This window comes from Solwaraspora sp. WMMB335, assembly GCF_049179075.1.
In the GTDB taxonomy this organism is placed as follows: domain Bacteria; phylum Actinomycetota; class Actinomycetes; order Mycobacteriales; family Micromonosporaceae; genus Micromonospora_E.
Map to the genome: position 1 here is coordinate 28,733 of NZ_JBMHMF010000001.1, position 22,781 is coordinate 51,513.

Annotated in this window: 18 protein-coding genes; 6 read left to right on the forward strand and 12 right to left on the reverse strand. The window is 71.9% G+C overall.

The window, feature by feature from the left end:
- Nucleotides 1-19 precede the first annotated feature (19 nt).
- From ACN27F_RS00085 to ACN27F_RS00115, 7 genes are all read right to left on the reverse strand, one after another.
- Nucleotides 20-520, reverse strand: coding sequence for a hypothetical protein (locus ACN27F_RS00085; RefSeq protein WP_421430480.1), 501 nt, complete (start codon nucleotides 518-520; stop codon nucleotides 20-22).
- Between the two features lie 182 nt (nucleotides 521-702).
- The gene (locus ACN27F_RS00090) at nucleotides 703-1,314 is read right to left on the reverse strand and encodes a hypothetical protein (protein WP_421430481.1); all 612 of its coding nucleotides are present in this window, start codon (nucleotides 1,312-1,314) and stop codon (nucleotides 703-705) included.
- Nucleotides 1,315-1,369: 55 nt separating this feature from the next.
- Nucleotides 1,370-2,713, reverse strand: a complete 1,344-nt coding sequence (locus ACN27F_RS00095) for a cytochrome P450 (protein WP_421430482.1) — start codon at nucleotides 2,711-2,713, stop codon at nucleotides 1,370-1,372.
- A 257-nt stretch (nucleotides 2,714-2,970) separates the two neighbouring features.
- Nucleotides 2,971-4,248, reverse strand: a complete 1,278-nt coding sequence (locus ACN27F_RS00100) for a cytochrome P450 (RefSeq protein ID WP_421430483.1) — start codon at nucleotides 4,246-4,248, stop codon at nucleotides 2,971-2,973.
- Nucleotides 4,249-4,261: 13 nt separating this feature from the next.
- Nucleotides 4,262-4,810 carry a DUF5825 family protein gene (locus ACN27F_RS00105; protein ID WP_421430484.1) on the reverse strand — a complete coding sequence of 183 codons (549 nt, stop codon included), beginning with the start codon at nucleotides 4,808-4,810 and terminating at the stop codon, nucleotides 4,262-4,264.
- A 1-nt stretch (nucleotide 4,811) separates the two neighbouring features.
- Nucleotides 4,812-6,695: a RiPP maturation radical SAM C-methyltransferase gene (locus ACN27F_RS00110; protein ID WP_421430485.1), complete on the reverse strand. Its 1,884-nt coding sequence runs from the start codon at nucleotides 6,693-6,695 to the stop codon at nucleotides 4,812-4,814.
- A 220-nt stretch (nucleotides 6,696-6,915) separates the two neighbouring features.
- Entirely contained in the window at nucleotides 6,916-7,671 is a 756-nt protein-coding gene (locus ACN27F_RS00115) for a ferritin-like domain-containing protein (RefSeq protein ID WP_421430486.1), read from the reverse strand.
- A 323-nt stretch (nucleotides 7,672-7,994) separates the two neighbouring features.
- Here ACN27F_RS00115 and ACN27F_RS00120 point away from each other — a divergent pair, with 323 nt between their 5' ends.
- The 4 genes from ACN27F_RS00120 to ACN27F_RS00135 all read left to right on the forward strand — a co-directional run bounded on the left by ACN27F_RS00120 (nucleotide 7,995) and on the right by ACN27F_RS00135 (nucleotide 12,608).
- Complete coding sequence (locus tag ACN27F_RS00120) at nucleotides 7,995-9,224, forward strand: MFS transporter (RefSeq protein ID WP_421430487.1); 1,230 nt, start codon at nucleotides 7,995-7,997, stop codon at nucleotides 9,222-9,224.
- A gap of 143 nt (nucleotides 9,225-9,367) precedes the next feature.
- Nucleotides 9,368-10,357, forward strand: a complete 990-nt coding sequence (locus ACN27F_RS00125) for a thiamine pyrophosphate-dependent dehydrogenase E1 component subunit alpha (RefSeq protein ID WP_421430488.1) — start codon at nucleotides 9,368-9,370, stop codon at nucleotides 10,355-10,357.
- The gene (locus ACN27F_RS00130) at nucleotides 10,354-11,307 is read left to right on the forward strand and encodes a transketolase C-terminal domain-containing protein (RefSeq protein ID WP_421430489.1); all 954 of its coding nucleotides are present in this window, start codon (nucleotides 10,354-10,356) and stop codon (nucleotides 11,305-11,307) included. Before ACN27F_RS00125 ends, ACN27F_RS00130 begins: the two co-directional genes overlap by 4 nt.
- Nucleotides 11,304-12,608 carry an aminotransferase class III-fold pyridoxal phosphate-dependent enzyme gene (locus ACN27F_RS00135; RefSeq protein ID WP_421430490.1) on the forward strand — a complete coding sequence of 435 codons (1,305 nt, stop codon included), beginning with the start codon at nucleotides 11,304-11,306 and terminating at the stop codon, nucleotides 12,606-12,608. The genes ACN27F_RS00130 and ACN27F_RS00135 overlap by 4 nt, the downstream gene beginning before the upstream one ends.
- Before the next feature lie 46 nt (nucleotides 12,609-12,654).
- On the opposite strand, the gene ACN27F_RS00140 is transcribed toward ACN27F_RS00135, so the two are convergent.
- From ACN27F_RS00140 to ACN27F_RS00155, 4 genes are all read right to left on the reverse strand, one after another.
- The gene (locus tag ACN27F_RS00140; RefSeq protein WP_421430491.1) at nucleotides 12,655-12,963 is read right to left on the reverse strand and encodes a hypothetical protein; all 309 of its coding nucleotides are present in this window, start codon (nucleotides 12,961-12,963) and stop codon (nucleotides 12,655-12,657) included.
- 48 nt (nucleotides 12,964-13,011) lie between these two features.
- A complete protein-coding gene (locus ACN27F_RS00145; RefSeq protein WP_421430492.1) occupies nucleotides 13,012-15,090 on the reverse strand; it encodes a hypothetical protein in 2,079 nt (692 codons plus the stop codon).
- Nucleotides 15,087-15,401, reverse strand: coding sequence for a hypothetical protein (locus tag ACN27F_RS00150; RefSeq protein WP_421430493.1), 315 nt, complete (start codon nucleotides 15,399-15,401; stop codon nucleotides 15,087-15,089). The genes ACN27F_RS00145 and ACN27F_RS00150 overlap by 4 nt, the downstream gene beginning before the upstream one ends.
- Before the next feature lie 195 nt (nucleotides 15,402-15,596).
- Nucleotides 15,597-17,300, reverse strand: coding sequence for a S8 family serine peptidase (locus tag ACN27F_RS00155; protein ID WP_421430494.1), 1,704 nt, complete (start codon nucleotides 17,298-17,300; stop codon nucleotides 15,597-15,599).
- A gap of 443 nt (nucleotides 17,301-17,743) precedes the next feature.
- Here ACN27F_RS00155 and ACN27F_RS00160 point away from each other — a divergent pair, with 443 nt between their 5' ends.
- A complete protein-coding gene (locus ACN27F_RS00160) occupies nucleotides 17,744-20,620 on the forward strand; it encodes a hypothetical protein (RefSeq protein WP_421430495.1) in 2,877 nt (958 codons plus the stop codon).
- 88 nt (nucleotides 20,621-20,708) lie between these two features.
- Nucleotides 20,709-21,164, forward strand: a complete 456-nt coding sequence (locus ACN27F_RS00165) for a rhodanese-like domain-containing protein (protein WP_421430496.1) — start codon at nucleotides 20,709-20,711, stop codon at nucleotides 21,162-21,164.
- Here the strand turns inward: ACN27F_RS00165 and ACN27F_RS00170 are convergent.
- A complete protein-coding gene (locus ACN27F_RS00170; RefSeq protein ID WP_421430497.1) occupies nucleotides 21,114-22,775 on the reverse strand; it encodes a sugar ABC transporter permease in 1,662 nt (553 codons plus the stop codon). The genes ACN27F_RS00165 and ACN27F_RS00170 overlap by 51 nt on opposite strands.
- Between the last annotated feature and the right edge of the window lie 6 nt (nucleotides 22,776-22,781).

Sequence of the window (22,781 nt, forward strand, 5' to 3'; positions counted from 1 at the left end):
CGTCCGGGCTGGATGATCCTCAATAGCCGCCGGGGCGGCCGTTGTCGCGTGTTCTGCTGTGCGGCGATTCGTGGAGCGCGGGTGGTTCCGGGACGTAGGGTGGCAGTGTCCGGTAGTCGTCCGCGTTGTCGGTCAACATCCGGGAGAATTCGTCGGCCGCGTGTTGATCGGTGGCGGCGTAGGCGTCGGCGATCTGCACGAGCGCCGCACCGACCTCCACCATCCGCAGGCAGGTCTGGCGAAGGACGTCGTGTGCCTCGCCCCGCAGCTCCAGCAGCCGCAGGTGTGCCGACTCCATGCCGAGGCCCGGTCGATCGAACTGGGCTTCCATGGCGGCGACAATCTTGTGTATTTCGCCGGTGAGCCGGGCATAGACGGCGGCGATCTCCGGGAGCTCGTTTCGGCCGGCGCGGTACAGGTAGTAGAGGTGGGCTCCGAGACGTCTGCCGGAACCGACACTGCCCAGGCTGTTGCCTCCGGTGTACTCCGGTTGCCATCCTGGCTGGCTCGGGTTGGGCATTCGAGATCTCCGTACGATCTTGAATGTTGCGGTGGTGAGGATGCCCTACCCATCCTGTTGTAGCAGAGCTGTGCAATAAGTGAACGCGAGCTTCTTTGTCGCTTTCTTGACCTTCAAATATATTGATCTTAGTAACCGTTGTACCGACGGTGTCATCGTAATGTAGATCGAGACCGAACGTGTTACCAGCTGACGTACACCTCGCGGTTCGCACCGCTGACGGCGGTGATCTGTACGAACACTCCTTCGGCGGTGACCGACTGCCACTGGCTGGGCGAGGACCTGGTATCCCCAGAATCCACGGTCGGCGCCCAACGCCGCCCCGTGTCGCAAAACTCCACCTGACTGTTCTCCGCCGTGACGCCGAAGCTCTCGTCCGCGATGAACGCGGGTGACCTGCCGATGCCGGTCGCTCCCGGCGGGGAGACGACGTAGAGCGGGTCGTACTGCGAGAAGTCCACGGTCGGGTCCCACAGGTCGACGGCGTCCTGCATGTATTTGTGGTGCTGTTCGAAGGTCGGCGTCGGCCAGCCGTACTCGTCGTGGTCGTCCGGCATCTGCAGCCAACTCGTCGTGAAATCCAGGTCCACGGTGACCTGGCCGTAGGACGCGGCGTCGAACCAGGCCGGCAGGGCGGTGGCGAAGTCGTCCTCGACGTCGTCGCGATCCGTCCCGGTGCCCGCTGCCCCGGTGAAGTCGACGAACAGGAAAACCCCGTGCAGCGTGCCGCCCGGCTCCAGCCATCGGTCGTAGTCCGTGAGCCACCAGGTGCTGTGACGGTGTACGTGTTGCACGATTTTCGATCGACGAAGGCCAATGCCTATGGTGATCGTGACGCGCCGACCTCGGTCACGCGACGGCACGCGATCCGAACTGGATGAATCTGGCGCGCAGCCCGGCCGGCGCGAGTCGGCCGACGAACCGCATCGGCACCGACGCGGCGTCCGGCGACTCGACCGCGCCGCGTTGCGCCAGGCGCGACGCGGCCAGCGTGAGCTGGCGCATGGTCAGTGTCGTACCGAGGCAGACCCGGGGACCGGCGCCGAACGGAAGGTACGCCGTCCCCGGTGCCGGCCGCCCGGCCAGCCACCGGTCGGGCTCGAACTCGTCCGGCCGCGACCACCACCGTGGATCCCGGTGGACCAGGTACGCGCAGATCAGTACCTCGTCACCGGCCGCTAGCGACCATGGTCCCAGCCCGGTGGCGGTCCGGGCGGTACGGGTCATCAGCCACGCTGGCGGATACAGCCGCAGCACCTCGTTGACCACCGCCTCGGCCAGCGGCAGCCGGGCCACCGGTGGCGGGTCTCCGGTGCCGGCCGGCCCGCCCGCCTCGTCGCGCAGATCGGCGACGAGACGCGGGCGGCCGGCGAGCTCCCGGACCAGCGAGGTGAGGGCGGCGGCGGGCACCCCGTGCCCGCCGAGCAGGACGGCCTGCAACACCGCCACGACGGCCCGGTCCGGCATGGCTGCTCCGGCCGGCCCCGCCGCGAGCAGGACGTCGAGCAGATCCACGGCTGACGCACCGGCGTCACCGGTCCGCCGACGCGCCACGATGGACCTCATCGCGTCGCCGAACCTGCGGTGGGCGTGCCGGAACCGCCGGTTGCGGCGCAGCGGCAGCCAGGCCGGCAGCGCGTACGTGGCCGTCTCGAACGGTGCGGTGGCGGCGATTCCCTCGGCCAGCAGCTGCGGAATGTTCCCGGCGTCGGCCCCGAAGCAGTAGTCGGCGATGGTCCGAGCGGTGTAGCCGCGCATCAGGGTGAGCACGTCGACGTCACGGCCGGCGGCGGCGTCGAGGGCGGCGTCGAGGATCTCGACGGTACGGGCGTCCGAGCCGGCGGACGCCTGCCGGTTGAGCCCGGCCCACGCGGCCCGCCGCACCGGCATCCAGGACTGCGACCTCTCGGCGGCCCGGTCGAGGTCGGGCCGCACGTCGAAGGGTGCCAGCTCGGGCAGGAAGCCGCCGTCGGGGCGGGTGAGTACGTCGTGTGCCAACTGCGTGTCGATGACGAACACGGTGCGTTCGTCGAAGGCGAACACATCGCCGTACTCGTCATGGTTGCGCCGGATGAAGCCGATCCGGTCGGCTTCGTACGCGGTGGTGTTGCCGGTCAGCCAGTGCCCGCGCGGACCCGGCGGCCGGTTGTCGTGCTCACGGCCTGCCATCCTGCCGCCCGAGCGGCCTGCCATCGTGCCTCCCGACGCGAGCGCAGGATCCCGTCAACGGGATCCTGCGTGTCTGCCTGGCCCGGGTCCGTGGAGATCAGGACTCGTGGTGGTACCACCACCACTCGTACCGGCCGGTTACTCGCTTCCTGCTCACCAGGCGGGCCGCAAGATGCCGCAGCGTACGCATGACCACCTCCTTGATCGGCTGAGGTGAATACCTCTCACGATCGTGACACTTTGGCAACGTGTACACAACGCCGCGAAAGAAAAACAGCTTGTTACAGCAGTGAGGTCGCCGGCCAGTCGACCGGCAGGGCGAGCGGGCCACGCACGATGGTGCCGGTGCGCCACCGGACCCCGTCCGGGTCGGCCAGCCGCAGGCCCGGCGCCGCCGCGACCAGCGCGCCGACCACCTCCTGGATCTCCATCGTGGCCAGCCAGGCGCCGAGGCAGCGGTGCGGGCCGTAGCCGAAGGTGACGTGCCGGGCGGCCGGTCGCCGCTCCGGATCGAAGGTGTCGGCGTGTGGGAACACCGTGTCGTCGAGGTTGGCGGAGATGGTCGAGGCGAACACCGCCTCCCCGGCGCGGATCGTCACCCCACCCAGCTCGACGTCCTCGCTCGCCACCCGGGGCAGCCCGCTGCCGCCGTTGAGTGGCACGAACCGCAGCAACTCGTCGACCACGGCCGGCACCCGGCCCGGCTCGCGGCACAGCAACTCCCACAGGTGCCGGTGGCGCAGCAGCAGGTAGACCGAGCTGGCCAGCTGGCTGGCGGTGGTCTCGAACCCGGCGGCGAGCAGGGTCACCCCGAACGACACCAGCTCCTGCTCGGTCATCCGCTCGCCGTCGTCGGTGGCCCGCACCAGCACGCCGAGCAGGTCGTCGGTGGCCGACCCACGGTGGCGCGCGATCAGCTCCCGCAGGTAGTCCTCCAGCGCGGCGGCGATCGACCGGAACTCGTCGGCCGGCATCGGGCCGGGCATCAGCAGCGCGTACGTCCAGGCCCGGAACCGGTCCCGGTCGGCCAGCGGTACGCCGAGCACGTGGCACAGCACGGTCAACGGCACCGGCAGCGCGACCGTCGCGTACAGGTCGCCCGATGCCGGGCCGGCCAGCAGCGCGTCGATCCGTTCGGCGGCGACCTGCCGTACGTACGGGCGCAGTCGCTCGATGCGCCACTGGGCGAACGCGGTGGCGGCGACGCGCCGCAGCCGGCCGTGCTCGGGCCGGTCCAGATCCAGGATGGTGGTGGCGACCGGCGGTGCCTCGGTCTGCCGGGGCACCTGCGGGCCGCAGGCGGCGGCCCGGCTGAACCGTGGGTCGGCCAGCACCGTCGTCACGTCGGCGTAGCGGGTGGCGAGCCAGGCGTCGCCGCCGTACGGCAGGCGGACCCGCGACACCGGGCACTCGGTGCGCAGTCGGGCCAACCGTGGATCGAGCGCCAGCTCGTCGTAGTCACGGAACGGGTACAGCGGCGGCTCGTGCGGTGGCTGCGGCCGTGGCTGCGGCTGCGGCTGCGGCTCGTACGGTGGCTCGTGCGGCGCGGGCGTGGTCATGGTCCACCCGGCCTCACACCGCCACGTGCGGCACCGGCCAGTGCCGCATCCGGTACGGCAGGATCAGCACCGCGTCGCCGGCGGCGCAGGCCAGCCCGGCTTCGACGGCGACGGCGGCCGCGTCGGCGTCGCCGGGCGCGGGCACCCCCGACGGCTCCTCGGCCAGGCGCAGGAACGCGTCGGCGCCGTCGGTGATCACCATCCGGCTGGCGTCGACACCGGAGCGGACGTCCTTGACCACCACCATGCCCGGCCCGCGTCGGTAGTAGAAGCTGCCGTACCGGTAGGCCAGGCCCCATTCGCCGGCATAGGCACGGCTGGGCTGATCGACACCGGCCGACGGTGCCACCAGATGCACGTGGGTTTCCAGCGGGAACGACGGCCGCCCGGACAGCGTCCAGCGCAGCCGCACCGCGTGGCTGGTCACCTCGCGCAGCAGCCGCAGCTGGGCCAGGTCCTGTTCGGGGGAACCGCCGAACTCCAGCGGCTCCGGCAGGGTCACCGTGCGCAGCGACCAGGCAGCCAGCTCGGTGCGGTCGGTGAGCAGTGTCGCCGTGGTCATCTCAGGCCACCTTGACCGGTTCGACGGTGGTCGCCAGGGTGATCCAGCGACCGTTCTCCTCGAAGACGAGCCCCGCCTCGTCGAGTTCGGCCAGCCACGCCGCCAACCGGTCGGCGTCGACCGGCAGCCCGGCGGCGGCGAGCCGCCCGGCCAGGGCGGCGACGGTGCGGCCGTGCTCCAGCTCCGCGTAGGCGCGGCACAGCCGGGGGTCGGCGATGCGGTGCTCGCGCTGCGGCCAGCCGACCCGCCGGTCGGCGATCACGATCTCGTCGCCGTCGAGGCCGGTGAGCAACTGCAGGGCACTGGCCGGGTAACCGTCGGTCCAGCGTTTGAGCAGGTCGTTCAATGGTTCGGCGTCGTGGTCGGACAGGCCGGCCGGCTCGGTGTCGAACAGGTACACCAGGTCGGCCAGCTCCTGCTCGGGCAGGTCGTAGACGTGCTGGTAGAGCCGGGCGGCGCGGCGGGTCGGGAAGCCGAGCACCGGGTTTTCGAAGTACGGGCTGAACCGCTCCAGCAGGATCCGCGACGACCCGGCCGCCGGCTGCAGGTGCATCAGCCGGGGGAGCTGGCGCAGCACCGACGCGTAGTCGGCGGGGCGTTCGCCGGGGAACCCGTACAGCCAGTTCCACGACACGGTGAGCCCGGCGGACTCGCAGTCGCGCAGGGTCCGTACGTTGTGAACACCGGAGACGCCCTTGTCCATCAGCTTGAGCACCGGGCTGACCAGTGATTCGATGCCGGGCTGCACGTGCGCCACGCCGGCGGCGCGCAGCGCGTCGATCTCGGTCGGCCGCAGGTTGGACTTGACCTCGTAGTGCAGCCGCAGGTCCCAGTCGAGCGCGGCGACCCGGGGCAGGAAGTCGGCGTAGTAGTGGTTGTCGATGATGTTGTCGACCATGATCACGTCGAGGGTCTGGTGCCGGCCGACCAGCTCGGTCAGCTCGGCGATCATGCGCTCGGCGGGCTTGGCCCGGAACGTCATCGCGGTGCCGTTGAGCCCGCAGAAGGTGCAGTGGTGTTTCTCGCCCCACCAGCAGCCCCGGGCGCCCTCCAGGACCAGCTTGGGTTCGATGTACTCGCCGACCGGCGAGGCGGCGAGGTGGTCGAACCAGTCGTCGAAGTCCGGGGTGGGGATGCGGGCCGGCGCCAGCAGCGCACCCTGCGGGTTGTGCTGCGCGGTGCCGTCAGCGCGTCGCCAGGACAACCCCGGTACGCCGGCCAGCTCAACGTCGCCGCGGACGGTGGGGTCGCCTGCGGCGGCGAGCTTGTCGATGGCGTCGACGGCGTCGAGCAGCATCGGGAACGCGGTCTCGCCCTCGCCGCGCACCACGTAGTCGACGAACGGGAAGTTGCGGTGCAGGGCGATCCCCATCGCGCCGTCGCAGTTGCCGCCGCCGAACGCGATCCGTACGGCGGGGTCGAGTTGACGTATTCGCCGGGCGACCGCCAGGCTCGGCACGTTCTGCATGAACGTGGTGGTGAAGCCGACCAGCCGGGGCCCGGTGGCGAGGATCTCGGCGGCGGCCAGCTCGACGAAGTCGGCGGCGTACTGGCGCATCGCGGTCGGGCCGGCGATGCCGGTGCCGAACTCGGCCGCGTAGCGGCGCAGCGTGTCGACGCCGAACTCGGGATCGTCGTGCAGCACCCCGGCGAAGACCCAGTCGCCGAGGCCGTCGAACAGGCCCACCTCGGCGACCTCGGTGTAGTCGGCCGGGCTCAGCTCGCCGCCGCTGCGCTCCATACAGAACTCGGCCCAGCGCAGGCTGCCGTGATAGGCGGCCGGTGCGGGGCGTCCGGCGGCGACGGTCACCGCCTTGAGCAGTCCGATGGGCAGCGACGGTGACTCGATGGCCTGCCAGGGCATGGCGACCAGACACACGGACATCGGCCGGGCCTCCGGATGGTGAGCGGGGTCGTACGAGGACTGCGGGGACGCCGCGGTGTGCCGGCGTCGCGGGAGATGTGCCGGATGGGGCGGCGCGCCCCATCCGGCCGATCACGTCTCGCCGGCCGCGATCACTTCTCGGCCTTGCGGGTCGGGACCAGGTACTTGCAGGTGCCGTGGGCCGGCGTCTTGATGGTGACCTTCTTGATGGTCAAGATGTTCACCTCCCTCCGTCCATGTCGACTCCACCGGCGCGCAGGCGGGCCCGGTGCCGGCGGAGGAACCAGTGCCGCACCCGGTCGGGCTCGCGGCCGGTCAGCTCGGCGAGGGACACCGAGATCTTGTCGAGATAGGTCAGCCGCATGCCGATCTCGTGCCACTGCGGCCCGTACTCGCGCCACAGCTCCCGTCCCTCGCCCCTGGCGGATTCGCGGGTCAGGTAGTTGAGACCGATCGCGACGTGTTGGATCTCGTCGCGGCGGACGTGGTGGTAGAGCAGGCCGAGCGGATCTCCGGCGAAGACCTCGCGCAGCAGGATGAACTCGTCGGCGGCGAAGCCTTCCAGCATGGTGTGCACGAGTGCCCGGCCCATGTACGGCAGCCGGGTCAGCGCGGTGTCGAGCGGCTCCATCAGCTCGGGTGCCTCCGGCTCCGGCTCGCCACCGACCAACTTGGCGTACTGGTAGAACGCGTCGGCGTGGCGCGCCTCGTCGGCGGTGGCCAGGGCCAGGCTGAACCGCAGCGGCGCGTCCTCGGTCTGCGCGGCCAGCGTCGCGGCGGCGACCAGCCCGGCCTGCTCGGCGTAGTAGCCGCGCGAGGACATCCGCCAGGCCAGCTCGGCCCGTTCCCAGCCAGGGTTCGCCGGGCCGCCGCCGATGATGTCCGTGGCGCGCCACGGCGTCTTGTCGCGGGTCACGCCGAAGACCCGGTACGCCAACTCGTCGCGATCAAGATCGTCGGCATCGATGAGAGCCATGCGCAACTCCCCAATGGCTTGCCGCCCGCATCGATCGCGGGATTCCTCTACACAAGGGCTTCGGGAACGCGGAGGATCGAACGCGGAGGATCGCTGGTGCGGGGATTCGTGTGCGCCGGCACGGTCCGCGCCGCCATCACGGCGCATAATGCGACGATCGTAAATGACTTCGCGGCGATCAGGCAAGCGTTTCGCCGGCAGCCGATAGGGAGTGCGACCGGTCCGACGGCGACGGCACGCATTTACCCTGATCGTGATCGCTTCCGGTGGTGACCACGACTGTGGGAAGGTGACTCGATCCCGCCGAACCGAGGAGTGATGCCGTGCGCGGCCGTCTCGCCACGTCGATCGCGGTGGATCGGGCGCTGCGTCCGGCCGTCGCGGCCCAGGCCGCCAGCGTCGTCGGCACCCACGTGGCCGCGCTGGCCCTGCCGACGGTGGCGGTGGTCGTGCTGCACGCCTCGCCGGTGGCGGCGGCCACCCTGTTCGCCCTGGAATACGGTGCCCAGGCACTCGCCGCACCGGCGCTCGGGGTGGTCGTCGACCGGGTCGCCGACCGCCGCCGGCTGCTCGTGGCCGCCAGCGCCGGCACCGCCGCCGTGGTGCTGGCCGTCCCGGTCGCGGCGCTGGCCGGAGCGCTGTCACTGCCGCTGCTGTACGCCGTGGCCGGCCTGTCCGGCGTCCTCGGTGGACTGGTCACCATCGGCCTGCAGGCCACCGTGCCGCAACTGGTCGCACCGGACCGGCTGGTGCCGGCGAACGCCGCGCTCGCCGGTGCCCAGTCGGCCGGTCAGATCGCCGGCCCGGCGCTGGCCGGCTGGCTGGTGCAGACGCTCGGCGGGGCGGTGGCGATGTCCGCGAACGCCGCGGCGCAGGTGGTCGCCGCGTTCGGCTTCGCCGGGCTGCGGCTCCGCCCCGGCGCGGCGGCGCCGCCGCGACCGGAGCGTCCGCTGCGGGCGTTGCGCGACGGGGTGGCCGCGCTGCGGGGACGCCCCGTGCTGGTGCGCATCGCGGTCACCGCGGCCGCGCTGAACCTCGGCGGGTCGGCGATCGGCGGCCTGTACGTGTTGTACGCCTACCGGATCCTCGGATTGTCGCCATGGGTGCTCGGGTTGACGTTCGCGGTGAACAGCGTCGCCGCCGTGGTCGGCGTGGCCACCGCCCGCCGGGTGATCGCCCGGCTCGGTCACCCCCGGGTGGTGCCGGTGTTCGCCCCGGTCGCCGGGGCCGCGCTGATGCTCATCCCACTGGCCGCCGTCACACCGTCGGTGGTGACCCTGATCTGCTACGAGGCGGTCTTCGGCTACTGCGCCACGGTCTGGCTGATCGCCTCGATCTCGTTGCAGCAGTCCCTGGTGCCCGGGCAACTGCTGGGCCGGGTACTGGCGTTGAGCCGGTCGCTCGCGGTGCTCGCGGTGCCGGTCGGATCGCTGCTCGCCGGTGCCGCCGCGCAACTGTGGGGGGTGCTGCCCACGCTGGTCTGTTTCGCCGCGGTGGCGTTCCTCGGCACCGTCACCGCCGTTTCCCGGCGGGTCGCCGCTCCGCCGTCCTGACCGTATTCTGACCGTACCCCGACCATTTTCGATATTGCGATCAACGCCGACCGGATACTTATACTGGCGACGTTCGGTCGGCGATCATGAATATCGTCGACGAATAGCCGACAGTCGGTGCAGAGACGGGGAAAACCCAGGCCATGGACCTGTCGAACGCGTACCGCGAGATGGTTCGGATCAGGATCTTCGAGGAACGGGTCCTGGAGTGCGCCGCCGCCGGCCAGGTGCCCGGTTCGGTGCACCCGTACACCGGGCAGGAAGCCGTCGCGGTCGGGGCGCTGGCCGCCCGGCGGCCCGACGAGTGGGTGGTGAGTTTCTACCGGTGCCACGGGCACGCGCTGGCCGCCGGCGTGCCCGCCGCCGGCCTGGCCCGGGAGATCCTCGGCCGCGTCGGCGGGGTCTGCGGCGGCAAGGCCGGCTCGATGCACATCGCCGACCACTCCCACCACCTGCTCGGCGCCAGCTCCATCGTGGCCGCGCAACTGCCCATCGCGGCCGGGGCGGCGATGGCGGAGAAGGCCACCGGTGGCGGCCGGGCGGTCATCGCGTTCTGTGGTGACGGCGCGTTCGGCGCCGGTGCCGCCTACGAGACACTCACCGTCGCCGCCGTGCACGACCTGCCGCTGCTGCTGGTCTGCGAGGAGAACAGCTGGCAGGACCACACGGCGAGTGACCTGGTGCGCCACCGCACACCCGGCCAGATCGCCCGGGGGTTGGGGCTGGACAGCGACGAGGTCGACGGCAACGACGTGGCGGCCGTGCACCGGGCGGCGACCGAGGCGCTGGCCCGCTGCCGCGCCAGCCGCCCGCAGGTCCTCGTCGCCCACACCTACCTGCGGCACTTCCACGCCCAGCTCGGCCCGCAGCCACCGGGGGAGTACCGTCCGGCCGCCGAGCGGGAACGCTGGCTGGCCCGGGACCCGCTGGCCCGCGTCGAGGCCGCCGTCGGCCGGGAGCGGGCCGCGGCCATCCGGGAGCAGGTCGTCCACGAGCTGGTCGGGGTCTTCGCCGACGCGCTGCACGCCGACCAGCCCGATCCGGCCAGCGCCGCCACCGCGGTCACCGCCGCCGCCTGGCCGTCCGGCGCCACCTGGCCGGAAGCCGTCACGGTGCCGGAGCCGGTCGCGTGACCCGCCGGCACCCGTCCGTCGGCGCGGTCCGGGGCGCGTTGGCCGACCAGCCCATGATGAGCATGTTCTGCACCTACCAGCAGCCCGACCTGATCGAGCTGTTCGGCGCCGAGCGGATGGTCCGGTTGCCGATCGCCGAGAACACCATGCTCGGCATGGCGGTCGGGATGGCGCTGCTCGGCCGGCGGGTGCTGGTCAGCATCGCCCGCGCCGCCTTCCTGTTCAGCGCCTTCGACCAGCTGATCAACGAAGCCACCAAGTGGCGCTACATGTCCGACGGACAGTTCACCGTACCGGTGGTCGTGCGCGGGTTGACCCAGGGCGGCGAGCAGCTCGGCGCCCAACACGAACACGCCGCCCACGGTCTGCTCAGCCAGATCCCGGGGCTGGTCGTGGCGGTGCCCGGCTCGCCGAACGCCACCGCCGGGCTGCTGCGCACCGCGCTGGTGCACCCGGACCCGGTGGTGGTGCTGGAGTCGCCCCGGCTGTACGCGCCCGACTGGGCGTCACTGCCCGAGCCGGAGCCGACCGACGCCGCGCTGCCGTTCGGCGTCGCCGGCCGTGCCCGTCCCGGCCGCGACCTCACCCTCGTCGGCATCGGCAACACCGTCGCCACCTGCCTGCGGGCCGCCGCCGTCCTCGACCGGGACGGGCTGCACGCCCAGGTGGTCGACCTGCGCACCGCCGCGCCGCTGGACCTCGACGGCGTCGCCGCCATGGTCCGGCACGCCGGTGGCCAGGTCATCCTGGTCGACGAGGCCCCGGCCGGGGCCAGCATCATGTCCGCGCTCGGCCTGCACCTGGTCCGTGCCGGCGCGGTCGCGCCGCAGCGGCTCGACGTGATCGCCGGTGCCCCGGTGCCGGCGCCGGTGAGCCCGCCGCTGAGCGCCGCCCTGCTGCCGGACGAGGAACACGTCGTGTCCGCCGCCCGCCGAGGAGCCGCCCGATGATCGACCGGTCCAGCTACCACGCCTGGCACGGCATCACCCCGATGGGCGAGTTCCTCGCCGAGTCCGACCCGGACATGTTCCTCGTCGGCGGCGACGGCAGCTACGCCGTCGACCAGGCCGGCCGGCGCTACCTCGACGCCCGCTCGTCGATGTGGAACGTCACCCTCGGCTACTCGTGCGAGCCGGTGAAGGCCGCGATGCGCCGCCAGCTCGACGAACTGCCGTCCGGGACGGTCATGCGCTACGAGCATCCGCCCCGGGTCACCGTGCGGTACGCCGCCGCCCTCGCCGCGACGCTGCCGCCCACCCTGCGGCACATCCGGTTCGGCAACACCGGCAGCCAGATGACCGAGGCGGCCGGCATGCTGTCCCGCTTCCACCGGCGGATGACCGGCGAGACCGGCCGTGACCGGATCATCGCGGTGCACGGCAGCTACCACGGCACCGGGCCGCTGGCCACCGCGCTCACCGGTGAGCAGATCCTGCACGAATGGTCGGCACCGCTCGACGAGCGCGTGGTCCACGTCGTCGGGGGCGACGCAGCTGTCGACGCCGTCGCCGAGGTCGTCGACCGGCTCGGCGCGTCGCAGGTGACCGCCGTCATCGTCGAACCGGTGATGGGCAACTACCTGCACGCGGCAAGCGTCCAGCAGCTGGACGGGCTGATCGGCTACTGCCGGGCCCGGGGCATCCACGTCATCGCCGACGAGGTCACCACCGGTGCCGGCCGGGTGGCGGCGATGACGGTCAGCGAGCGGCTGACCGACCCACCCGACATGATCGTACTCGGCAAGGGGCTCAGCGCCGGCTACTTCCCGCTCGCCGCGCTCGCGGTCGCCGACCCGATCTTCGACGCGCTCGCCGAGCCACCGGTGCGGCTCGGTTTCCCCAACGGCAGCACCACCGACGGGCATCCGCTCGGCGCCGCCGCCGGCCTCGCCGTGCTGGACGTCCTCACCGCCGACGGCTTCCTCGACGGTGTCCGCGACCGTGGCCGGCAACTGCGGGACATCCTGCTGGACACACTCGCCGACGTCCCGCACGCCGGCGACGTACGCGGTGAGGGCATGCTGCTCGGCCTGGAGCTGCGCTACCGCGACGACGGAGCCCCGTGGACGGTGCGTGACGTCTACCGGCTGCGGCTGGCCTGCCGGGACAACGGGCTGCTCACCAGCTACTCCGACGGGGTGATGCCGCTGCTGCCACCGCTGACCGTCAGCGTCGACGAGTGCGCCGAACTCGCCGCCGTCCTCGGCAAGACGATCACCGCGTACGCGGCGGAGCATCTCGGCGAGCGCTAGCCCGGCGAGGTGCCGCCGGCCGCGGCCGTGCCGGGCACAGTCGCCGTCACGCCGGGCGCAGCTCCACCCGGATCAGCCGGCCGTTGCGACGCCCGGCGGTGGTGTCGAGGTCGTAGTCGACAGTGGTGTCCAGCGTCGAGCGGTGCACCAGCCCGTCGCGCAGCAGCGCCAGCATCCCCTCGTGGGAGGGCAGCCGGCTGTCGGTACGCAACGTGGTCCCGCACGCGTGGTTCGGCGCTCCGCTGACCTTGGCGATCAGCTCGCCGTCGATGTGGTCGTCGGGTGGTCCGTACCCGCCGCCGAGGTCGTGCACCCGCAGGAAGGTGACCTTCCCGGTGGCCCGCAGTATCGCCATGACTGTTCTCCTCTCACCCGATGGTGCAGTCGCCGGCCGCCGAACGGTTCAGTCGGGGACGACCGCGACGATCTCGCGTACGGTGGGTCCGACGCGCCGGTAGCCGAGCCGGACCCGGCCGCCGGTGATCAGGGCCTCGCGCAGCCCGGCGAGCATGCCCCAGGCGGCCGGCAGCGCCGGGTCGGCACGCAGCGCCAGGCCGAACGTCTCGCCTGCCCGGCCGGCCAGCTGCACGATCACCTCGGTGTCGATGTGGTCGTCGGGTGGGCCGTACCCGCCGCCGAGGTCGTGCACCCGCAGCATGCTGATCGCCGACGGCGCGGTGAGCGTGGTGGTCTCGAACTCGATGTCGTCGACCAGCAGCCGGCCGGTGGGCCGCTCGGAGAAGACCAGCCGCAGCCGTGTCAGCCTGGTGATGTCCAGTCCCGGATTGGTCGCGGTGAACGCGTCGACCGGCAACCGGACCGTCTGGAACACGCTGTAGGCCGGTGGGCCCGCCAGCGGGTAGCGCACCCGGTCGACCACCGACAGCGACACCGCCGCCCGTTCGGTGCCGTCGTCGAGTTCCACGACGACGTCGAGGTCCTCGCCGACCGGGTTGTGTGTCTCGTCCGGCAGACCGTCCTCGGTCTCGTCGTAGTGCTGGGCCAGCCGCATCGACAGCGTGTCCGACGGCTCGACGCCGACGGCGCCCAGATTGGTCTCGTAGCTGGTGGTGTCGTTGCGCCAGGCGACATCCAGCCCCTGCGTGTCGTGCACGCTGCGCGGCAGCTGTGTGCGGTGGTCGACGTCCAACCACCGGTCGGTGCCCGCGCCGGTGGTGCGGGCGGCCAGGCCGCGCCGGTTGACGGTCTTGTCGACCGGGTCCTCGGCCGGCAGGTCGAGTTGGGCGTCGGCGTCGCCGAAGTCGTCGATCACGGTGACTGACGGCGACTGGTGCTGGCGGTGCACCACCGTCGAGCCGACCACCCGGGGCAGCGCCGGGCCGGCGAGGTAGCCACGGTAGTCCTCCCGTCCGGTCAGCACGTCGAGCAGGAACGCGGTCACCAACGCCTGCCCGATCCTTCGCTGTCGGTCGGCGGGCAGCGGCGGCAGCGCCGGATCCGGATCCGGCTCCAGACTGTTCGGGCTGGCCAGCCAGATCGGATTCCAGCCTTCGTGCCGGGCACCGTCGATGAAGGCGAGGCTGCGGGGCCGCCAGGCCCGGTCGTAGAGCCGGAACCCGCCGAAGCGGGCCGCCGGCCCGGTGACGTAGCGCGGATCCTCCAGCAGATAGTCCAGGCTGCCGTGCAGCTGCAGGTAGGCGGTGCGGGTGGCGGCGACGTCCGGCCGGTAGTTGGTCGGGGCGAGGCTGACCAGTCCGAGGATGCCGTACCGGGGCCGGCGGGTGTGGTTGACGGCCTGGGCGAGCACGACGCCCTCGCCGCCCATGGAGTGCCCGACCAGCCCGACCCGGCCCCGGTCGAGGTATCCGGCCAGGTCGTCGTCGGCGGTCAGCCGGTCCAGCATCGCCATGACCACCTCGCCGCGGGACCACTGCTGGGTCGGCATCACCGTCTCGCGGTTGACCGTGGACAGGTCGATCGAGCAGGCAACCATGCCCCACCGCGCCAGGTGGCCGGCCAACCACGCGTACCCGTTGAGGCTCTCGACGTCCTCCAGCGGATCGCCCCAGTAGCCGTGCGCGATGACCACGAGCGGGCGGCGGCCCAGCCCGCCGGGCACCCGTCCGTCACTGTCGGCGGGCAGCCACACCCGGGCGCGCAGCGGTGCCACGAACCCTCCGTCGGTGCCCTGCGGGGTGTCGTGGGTGGGCACGGTGAAGCTGCCGTAGTCGACGTCGCGGACGGCGGCACCGGCGAAATCGCCAACCTCCCCGGGATCCCGTACCGGGGAGACGGCGGCGCTGGTGGCGCTGTCCGGGCCGAGGTGCGCGACGGCCTGGACCGGGCCGCTGGTCACCCCGGTGACGCCGACCGGGGTCAGCGGGCCGGTGGCCAGCCGGCGTCCCCGTTCGACGCCGCCCTGGCGGATCGCGACGGTCGCGCCGGGGGTGGTGCCGCTGACCCAGACGACGCCGTCGCCGGTGGCCACCGGGGCGAGCACGCGCGGCGAGTGGACACTCATGACACCCGCCCGACCGTGGTCCGCACTTCGCCACCGGGCCCGAGGTCGATGGTCACCTCATCGCCGGCCGCACCGCGGTCGACCACCGCGCGCAGGACGGTGCCACCGCTACCGACGATTCGCCGCGCCGGCCGGCCGCCGACGTGGATCAGCGCAGGGACCGCGCCGGTGCGCAGATCCGTTCCTTCGATCCGTACGTCGAACTGTCCGTCCGGGCGCGTCACCAGAACGCAGGAGTGGACCGTCGGTCGTGGCCGGGCCGGCCGACGGGCAGCCCGGGCCGCCAACCACTGTCCGCGTGACGTCGACACGGGCGCCTCCTCGTTGAGACGATGTCTGCTTCGTCACTCACGGTACTTGTATCGGTAGCCCGCGGCGATGGAATCAATGGACCGACCCGCCGGGATGATCCGGTGCCACGGCATCACCGTCCGTGCCAAACGTCACGGGTGGGAGCCGGGAAACCGGCTCCCACCCGTGACGTTGGTCCTATCGCCGGTTCCGGCTCAGTGGTGCCGCAGCGGCGTGGTGACCGCGGCGTAGGCGTCCACGACGCCGTAGCCGTAGAAGCCGTTGAAGCTCTGCCCACCGTCGCAGTAGGCGTCCCACTCCGGCGAGCGGCCCTCGTTGGCGTACGACACCAGGCGCGGGTCGGGGCAGGCCGTCTCCGCGGCGGTCCGGTAGAGGTGCTTCTCCACCTTGGTCGGGTCGAGGGTCAATCCGCCGCGACGCCAGTCCCAGTTGCCGTACTTGCTGACGATGAGCGAGGCCACGCCGGACACGTGCGGTGACGCCATCGAGGTGCCCTGCAGGTACGTGTAGTAGCCGCACACCCCGGCCGACGTGCACTCCTTGAACACGTACGACTCGGCACCGGGCACGATGTCGCCCTCGTCGTCGACCGCGCCCTCCTCCTGCAGCACGTGCAGCGGGTACGACGACAGGATGGTGTTGTCGTAGGTCCGGTGCGTCGGGGTGCCGTACCCGTCGCGGAACCAACCACCCGGCGCGGACACCGAGATCTGCTCCAGGCCGTAGTTGGAGTAGTCCGCCTTGGCCTTGGACGGGCCGAGCGCGGACACCCCGATCACGTGCGCACCTTCGACCGGCAGGTCCCAGCAGGTGGCGTTGTCGATGGGCCGCAGGCGGGGGGTGCCGCCGTAGTTGGGGCTGGACGAGTCCGGCCGTGGGGCGCCGAGGTCCTCGTGGTTGTTGCCCAGCGAGCCGATCAGGGTGACGCCGCGCTTGTGCGCGTAGTGCAGCGCCCGGTTGACCGCGACGATGGTGGCCCGCTGTGACGCCTGCTCCTCGGCCGAGTCGGCCACGTTGTTCAGACAGTTGTACAGCCACGGGTCGATGTAGAACGACATGTTGACCACGTCGATGCCGGCGTCGCCGGCGTAGACCAGGGCGTTGACCACCGAGTCGAGAAAGAAGTAGCCGGAGTCCTGACCACCCTTGAGCGCCACCAGGGTGACACCCGGCGCCACCCCGGACAGACCGAAGCCGTTCGCGGCGGCGCCGATGGTGCCGGCCACGTGGGTGCCGTGGCCGCTGTCGTCGCGGTCGACCGGATCGAGGCAGGACTCCACCTCGCACGGGCCGTCGATGTCGACGATGTCAGGGGCGAAGTTGCGCGACAGTGAGTAGCTGAAGTTGGCCTTGAGGTCCGGGTGCTGCCCGTCGATGCCGGTGTCCAGTACGCCGACGGTGACCCGGCGGTCGCCCGGCTCGACCCGGCGGGACTTGTCCGCCCGCAGCATCGGCAGGCCCCACAGCTTCTCGTCCAGCGGGTCCATCCGGGTGCCGTGGCCGTCCGGCTTGCCGTGCTTGCCGGCCGACTTGCCGCCAGCGATCAGGTGTTCCTGCTCGACCGCGTCGAAGCGCTGGCGCGGCGCGTACCCGATGGCCCGCTTCTCGGCGGCGCCGAGCAGTGCCGGCGCCGCCGCGACCTTGGCGGCGAAGTCGGCCTGGTCACTGACCACCTGGAACATCCCGACACCGGCGGTGGCGTCCACCACGGTGCCGCCGGCCGCCTCGATCGCCTCGATCGCGGCCGCCGTGCTCGTGGTCTCCTCGGCAATGACGGTGTACGACGTGGACTCCGCCGACGTGTCGGGGGCGGCAACGGCCGGTCCGGCCGGTATGGCGCCCAGCAGGGCCAGGGCGGTCGCGGTCGCGACAGCCCCGGCGGTGAAGCGTCTGCTCACCACATCATCCCTTTCGTAGAGTGTGCCGGTTTCACACCGGAGCGACACCGCTGCCCGTCGCGGCGTCCGGCGTAATGTACCGCCGACTCATGACAGCGTCAGTTCCGCGGTGATTACCAACGTGGTCGTGCCCGCCTTTGCAGGACTTGGCCACGATCTGGGGGCTTGCTTCTGCGTCATACCTGGTTGTCCGGCTGTGACGGTGATGCGCCAACCGTCTCCATGCTCCCGGCCAGGTCGTGGGTCGTTCCGGCGATCGGAAACTGCTGGTCCGATCCGGACTCCCCGGTCCGCCGAAAGCGTGTGTCGGCGGTGTGTACGATATGGAATCCTCGTGGACGCGTCTGGTGGGGTATCGCGCCCGACTGAATTGTCGGTCCGCAGTCAGCTGTCAATGCTCAATCGTGAAAGTTCCATGATGGACTCGGTAGGGTGGTCGGACCGTGATGATGCGCCGACGGTGGCTCGTCGTGATGACCGGGCTGGTGACGACACTCTCAGTTGTGCTGTTCGTACTGCTGTGGGACCAGGCCGACCGGGTCGCCGCCGCGCTGACCGCGCTGACCGGCATCGCTGTGGCAGCGACCCCGCTGCTGATGTCGGCCATGGCCGCCGGGTCGGCCGGACGCGTCGACGGCGAAATTCATACGGTTGTCGACAAGCTGGCGGACAGCGTATTCCAGCAACTGGGTGGCGAACCCGCCGAGGACCAATTTCCGTTGCGGCTGCGCAAATCGGATCAGCCAGATCTCTCGTGCCGTGACAGTGACGTCTATCGTACCGACGATCAGCGTGTTCGCTGGGGGCGTGGATTCACCACCGACTCCCTCACCGAGCTACTCGACGAGTTCGAGTTGCTGCCGAAGCGGCGGCTCGTCCTGCTCGGCGAGGCCGGCGCAGGCAAGACCGCGCTGGCGGTGACGCTGGCCCGGCAGCTACTGGAACGCTGCCGGCGACGAACGAGCGACGGCCCGGGGTCCGACCACGGCGGGAGCGGCCGCCCGCTACCGGTCCCGGTGCTCGTCCCGCTCGCCGCCTGCGACCCGGGAGACGTGACCGGGCCACTCGGCAACGGATCCCCGCAGCCGCTGAAGACCTGGCTGGCCCAGCAGCTGATCAACAGGTACGGGCTGGCCCTGGGCCCGGGTCGGCGGCGGGCGTGGCGCAACGCGTTGCACCTGGTCGAGTCCGGGCTGGTGCTTCCGGTCCTCGACGAACTCGAAGCGTGGGACAGGGCCGCACCGCAGCTGATCCACGCGCTCGGCCGCAGCAATCTCGCCGCCATCGTCACCAGCCGCCCCGGCGAGTATCAGGCCGCGGTCACCGGGACCACGGACACGGGCCGGTACCGCAGCCCGATGACCGGCGCGGCCGTCGTCGAGCTGCTACCGGTCGAGCCGGAGCAGATCCGGGAATACCTGCACCGGTCCACACCGCCTCAGCACGCGGCCAAGTGGGACGCCGTGTTCGGGCACCTCCGCCGTCAGCCGGACGGGCCGCTCGCGAACGCCTTCGGGGTGCCCCTGATCCTCTGGCTGGCCTGCGTGGAGTACGCCAAGCGCGACAGGGATCCGGCGGAGTTGCTCGACGCGGACAGGTTCGACGAGCGGGACGCGATCGAGGTCCACCTGCTACACGAACTCGTCTGGGGTGACGACGTCGACCGCCGCGACGCCGACCGGGTGCGGCGGGCCCGCCGGTGGCTGCGCGAGGTGGCCGGCCTGACACGCCAGCTCGGAACCAAGGAGATCGCGTGGTGGGAACTCGCACGGGCGGTTCCGCCGAAGGCCACCGGACTCGTCATCGGCGCCGTCGGCGGTGGGATCACGCTCCTCGCCGTGATGTGCGCCGGAGCGTTGGCCCGGATGACCGAGGCCGCGTCGACGGTCGGTCCGACCGCGACCGTCGCGATCGGCGTCGCGGTCGCCGTGGACATCGCCGTCCTCGGTGGTGTGCTCGGCATCGTCGTCGGCCTGCTCGGTGGGGTGGCCGGCTGGCACGCCGCGCGGCGACCGCCACGGCCCGCGACGCTCGACTGGCGTTCCGGGTGGCGACCGGGGCCGGTGATCCAGCGGGCCGGCGTCGGTGCCGGCGTCGGTGCCAGTGCCGTCGGGTTGGCGCTCGGCCTCGGGGCGGGGGTGTTCGGCAGCGAGGCCATGTGGGAGCTCGCGCTCGCCGGTGTGCCGATCGCGCTGCCCGCCACCAGCCTGATGCTGGTGATCCGACCTGGCTCGGCGACCGACACCAGTCGTGGGGACCGCCCGTCGCACGTCCTGCGGAGCGAGGCCGTGTCGGCGGGCGCGGGCATGGTGTTCGCCGCGGTGGTCGCCGGCATGCTCGCGGCGTTCCTGCTCGACCTGGTCGTCGCGCCGACGGATCGGCCACCGGTCTTCGTCGCCGCGGCGGCCTTCGGCTGCGGAGCGGCGATGATCCATGGCAGCCGGACCGCCTGGGTGCATTTCCTCGTCTCGCGGGCCTGGTTCGCGCTGAGCGGCCGACTACCCTGGCGCCTGACCCGGTTCCTCGACGAAGCGTACCGGGACGAGCTCCGGCTGCTCAGCCGCGTCGGCGGGGTGTACCTGTTCCGGCATGCCCTGCTGCGGCAGCAGCTCAGCGAGGGGTCGCAGCGGCGACCGGCGGTGTCCGCCGACGCCGGACGACCCGGCCCCTCGGCCGCGGCGCCACCGGTGACGCCGGGACCGCGTCCGAGCCGGCGGTGGTGGGACCTGGCCGCCGTCTGCGCTGCGTGTCTGGCGCTGGCGGTGGTGGTCGGCCTGGTCGGTCGGCCGTCCCGGACCATTCGTACGGCGGTGTGCGATCCCGTCGTGGCCGGGCCGCCCGCTGTGCCGGCGCCGGCGCATCCGGTCCTGCTGCGACGTACCGGATGTGTCCTGAGCGCCTCGACCGACGTGTTCCGCAATCATCTCGACAAGATCGATGTCGACTCCGGTGGGCCAGGCCGTGGCGGCAGCCGCCATCTCGTGGGAGCCGCCCGAGCGGGCGGGGCCGCCGACGTGATCGTCGAGTACCACCGGATCCGCAACGCTCACGACGCCCCGTCGTACGTCGTACTGCCCGACGACGCGCAGGGCGACCACCAGACGTGCCGCTCGGCGCTGCGCCAGGCGAGTCGGCGCGTCAGGACCATCGCGCACGGCACGCTGCGCGCCGGCGACAGCGTCTGCCTGTTCACCGACGAGCGACGGGTGGCGTTGATCCGGGTCGTCGAACCCCCGGTTCCGCCCAGACCACGCCTCGTCGCCGATGTCACCGTCTGGGCGGAGCGGCTCGCCGTCGACTCCAGCCGACCGGACCAGTGACCCGGCACGGCGACCGTGGCCGGATATTGCGGCGGCTTGGCACGACGACCACTGGCGCGCGCCGACGATCCAGCCGAGGATCGCTGCCATGTCCAAGGTTCTCGCCGTACCGCCGGCTCCGCCCGAGCACGCCGTTGCCCACTTCGCCGCCCAGCTGGGCTACCAGACGGACGCCAGCGACGTGCACGCCGACCTGGTGGCCGGGGTATCCGGTCTGGTGCTGGTCGACTCCCGGGGGCCCGCCGCCTGGCAGCAGGGCCGGCTGCCGCAGGCGGTGCACCTGCCGACCGCGCAGATCGCGGACCGGGCCGCCACGGTCGTCGCGGCGGACTCCGTCGTGGTCACCTACTGTTGGGGGCCCGGCTGCAACGGTGCCACCCGGGCGGCCCTGGAGTTCGCCCGGCTCGGCTACCGGGTCAAGGAGATGCTCGGTGGCTACGAGTACTGGGTGCGGGAAGGGTTCCCGGTGCTCACCGACACCGGCCCGCGGCGGCTACCGATCGACCAGCTGACCGCCCCGGCCGGTGCCGGCTGCGCCTGCTGACCGATCGCCGGCACCGACCCGCAACGCGAGCCGATCCAGGTAGGTCAGCTGCAGCCCGACGAGCGCGGCGAGGAACAGCAGCATGACGGGCCACGGCAACACCGCCCCGAGGGCCAGCTCGTCGGCCGGCACCCGGGCACTGGTCGCGACCAGCACCGCGTCGAGCGGCGCCGGCCTGGCCGTCGGGCCCTGGGTCACCAGCCACGGCCAGAGCACCTGTCCGGCGCTGAACAGCCAGCTGAGCAGACCGGCCAGCGCCGCCATCGGCAGCGCGGGCAGCGCCATCGTGCGGCCGAACCCGCCGCCGGCGCGCCAGCCTGGCTCCAGCCCCCGGAAGAGCATCGTGAAGGCGACCAGGGCGGGGATGCTCACCCAGCCCGGCGGGATGAGCCCGGTCAGCGTGTTGAGCTGGTCGACGTCGCGTGTGCGGATGAACGCCTCGATGGCCAGCGGGCCGGTCCCGACGAACAGCCACGGCGCGAACGGCACCAGCAGGATCTCACTGAACCTGCCCAGCGGGCGCAGGCCGCCGATGGCGAAGCCACCCACGACGGCGAGGCCGACCGCCACGACGGCGGACAGCAGCGTCGGAGCCCAGGTCGCCACCAGGGTGTCGACCAGGTCGGCGGGCGGTAGCGGCGCCACCTCGTTGGTGAAGCGGAAGCTGCGGCGTAGCCACGGCCAGGCCGCCCAGCCGCCGACCGCCACGAGAACCAGCAGCGCCACCAGGAGCGTGACGCGGGCCGGGCGGCTGCCCGCCGCAGCTTGCTCGTCGACCACCTCGAACCGGGCCCGGGTGAGCAGCAACAGCCCCACCGCGACCAGCCCGAGCAGCATCAGCGGCACCAGCAGCAGGACCGCGCCGGCCGAACCACTGCCCAGGTCGAACCGGTTGAAGGCGACGACGATGACGTGGATCAGCGGCGGTCGCTGGGCCAGATTGCTGCTGCCACCCACGACCAGCGGCGCGGTGAACACCTGCAGCGCCACCGCGACGACCCCGACCAGCAGCAGTCCGGCGACCGTCAGCATCGCGGGCAGTGCCTCGGCCGCACGACGGGTGCGCAGCGCACTGAGATAGGCGGTGGTGGCGATCGCGAGAACCAGCCCGCCGCTGGTGACCGCGGTCAGCCAGATCAGGGTGGCGACGGGATGCTCCTGGACCGACACGCCGCCGATCCGGTCCATCCGCCAACCGACGATCACCGCGACCGGGGCGTAGCCGGCCACCGGCAGGGTGAGCAGAATCCGTGCGATCAGCCGGGTGCGGCGACCGGACGATCTGGCCAGCAGAGCCAGCGCCGGGGCGAGCACGATCGCCAGAAACAGCGGAATCGCCGCGAGGAGCAGACCCAGCCCGACGGCACCGGCGAATCCGTCCTCGAGAATCCGTGAATAGTTGGCGCCGCCGACGCCCTCCGGCGAGCCGAGCAGATCGTCGCGGGTGGTCGACCGCCGGATCGCCAGCAGCGTGGGGATCAGGTACGACCAGCCGAGGGCGAGCACGGCTGGCAGCAGCAGCACCAGCCCGATGCCGAGCCGGGCACCCGGATCGAGTCCGCGGGCGGCGACGGGCAGGGGGTGTGGCGGTTGACTGACTGGCTCGTTCATCGATGC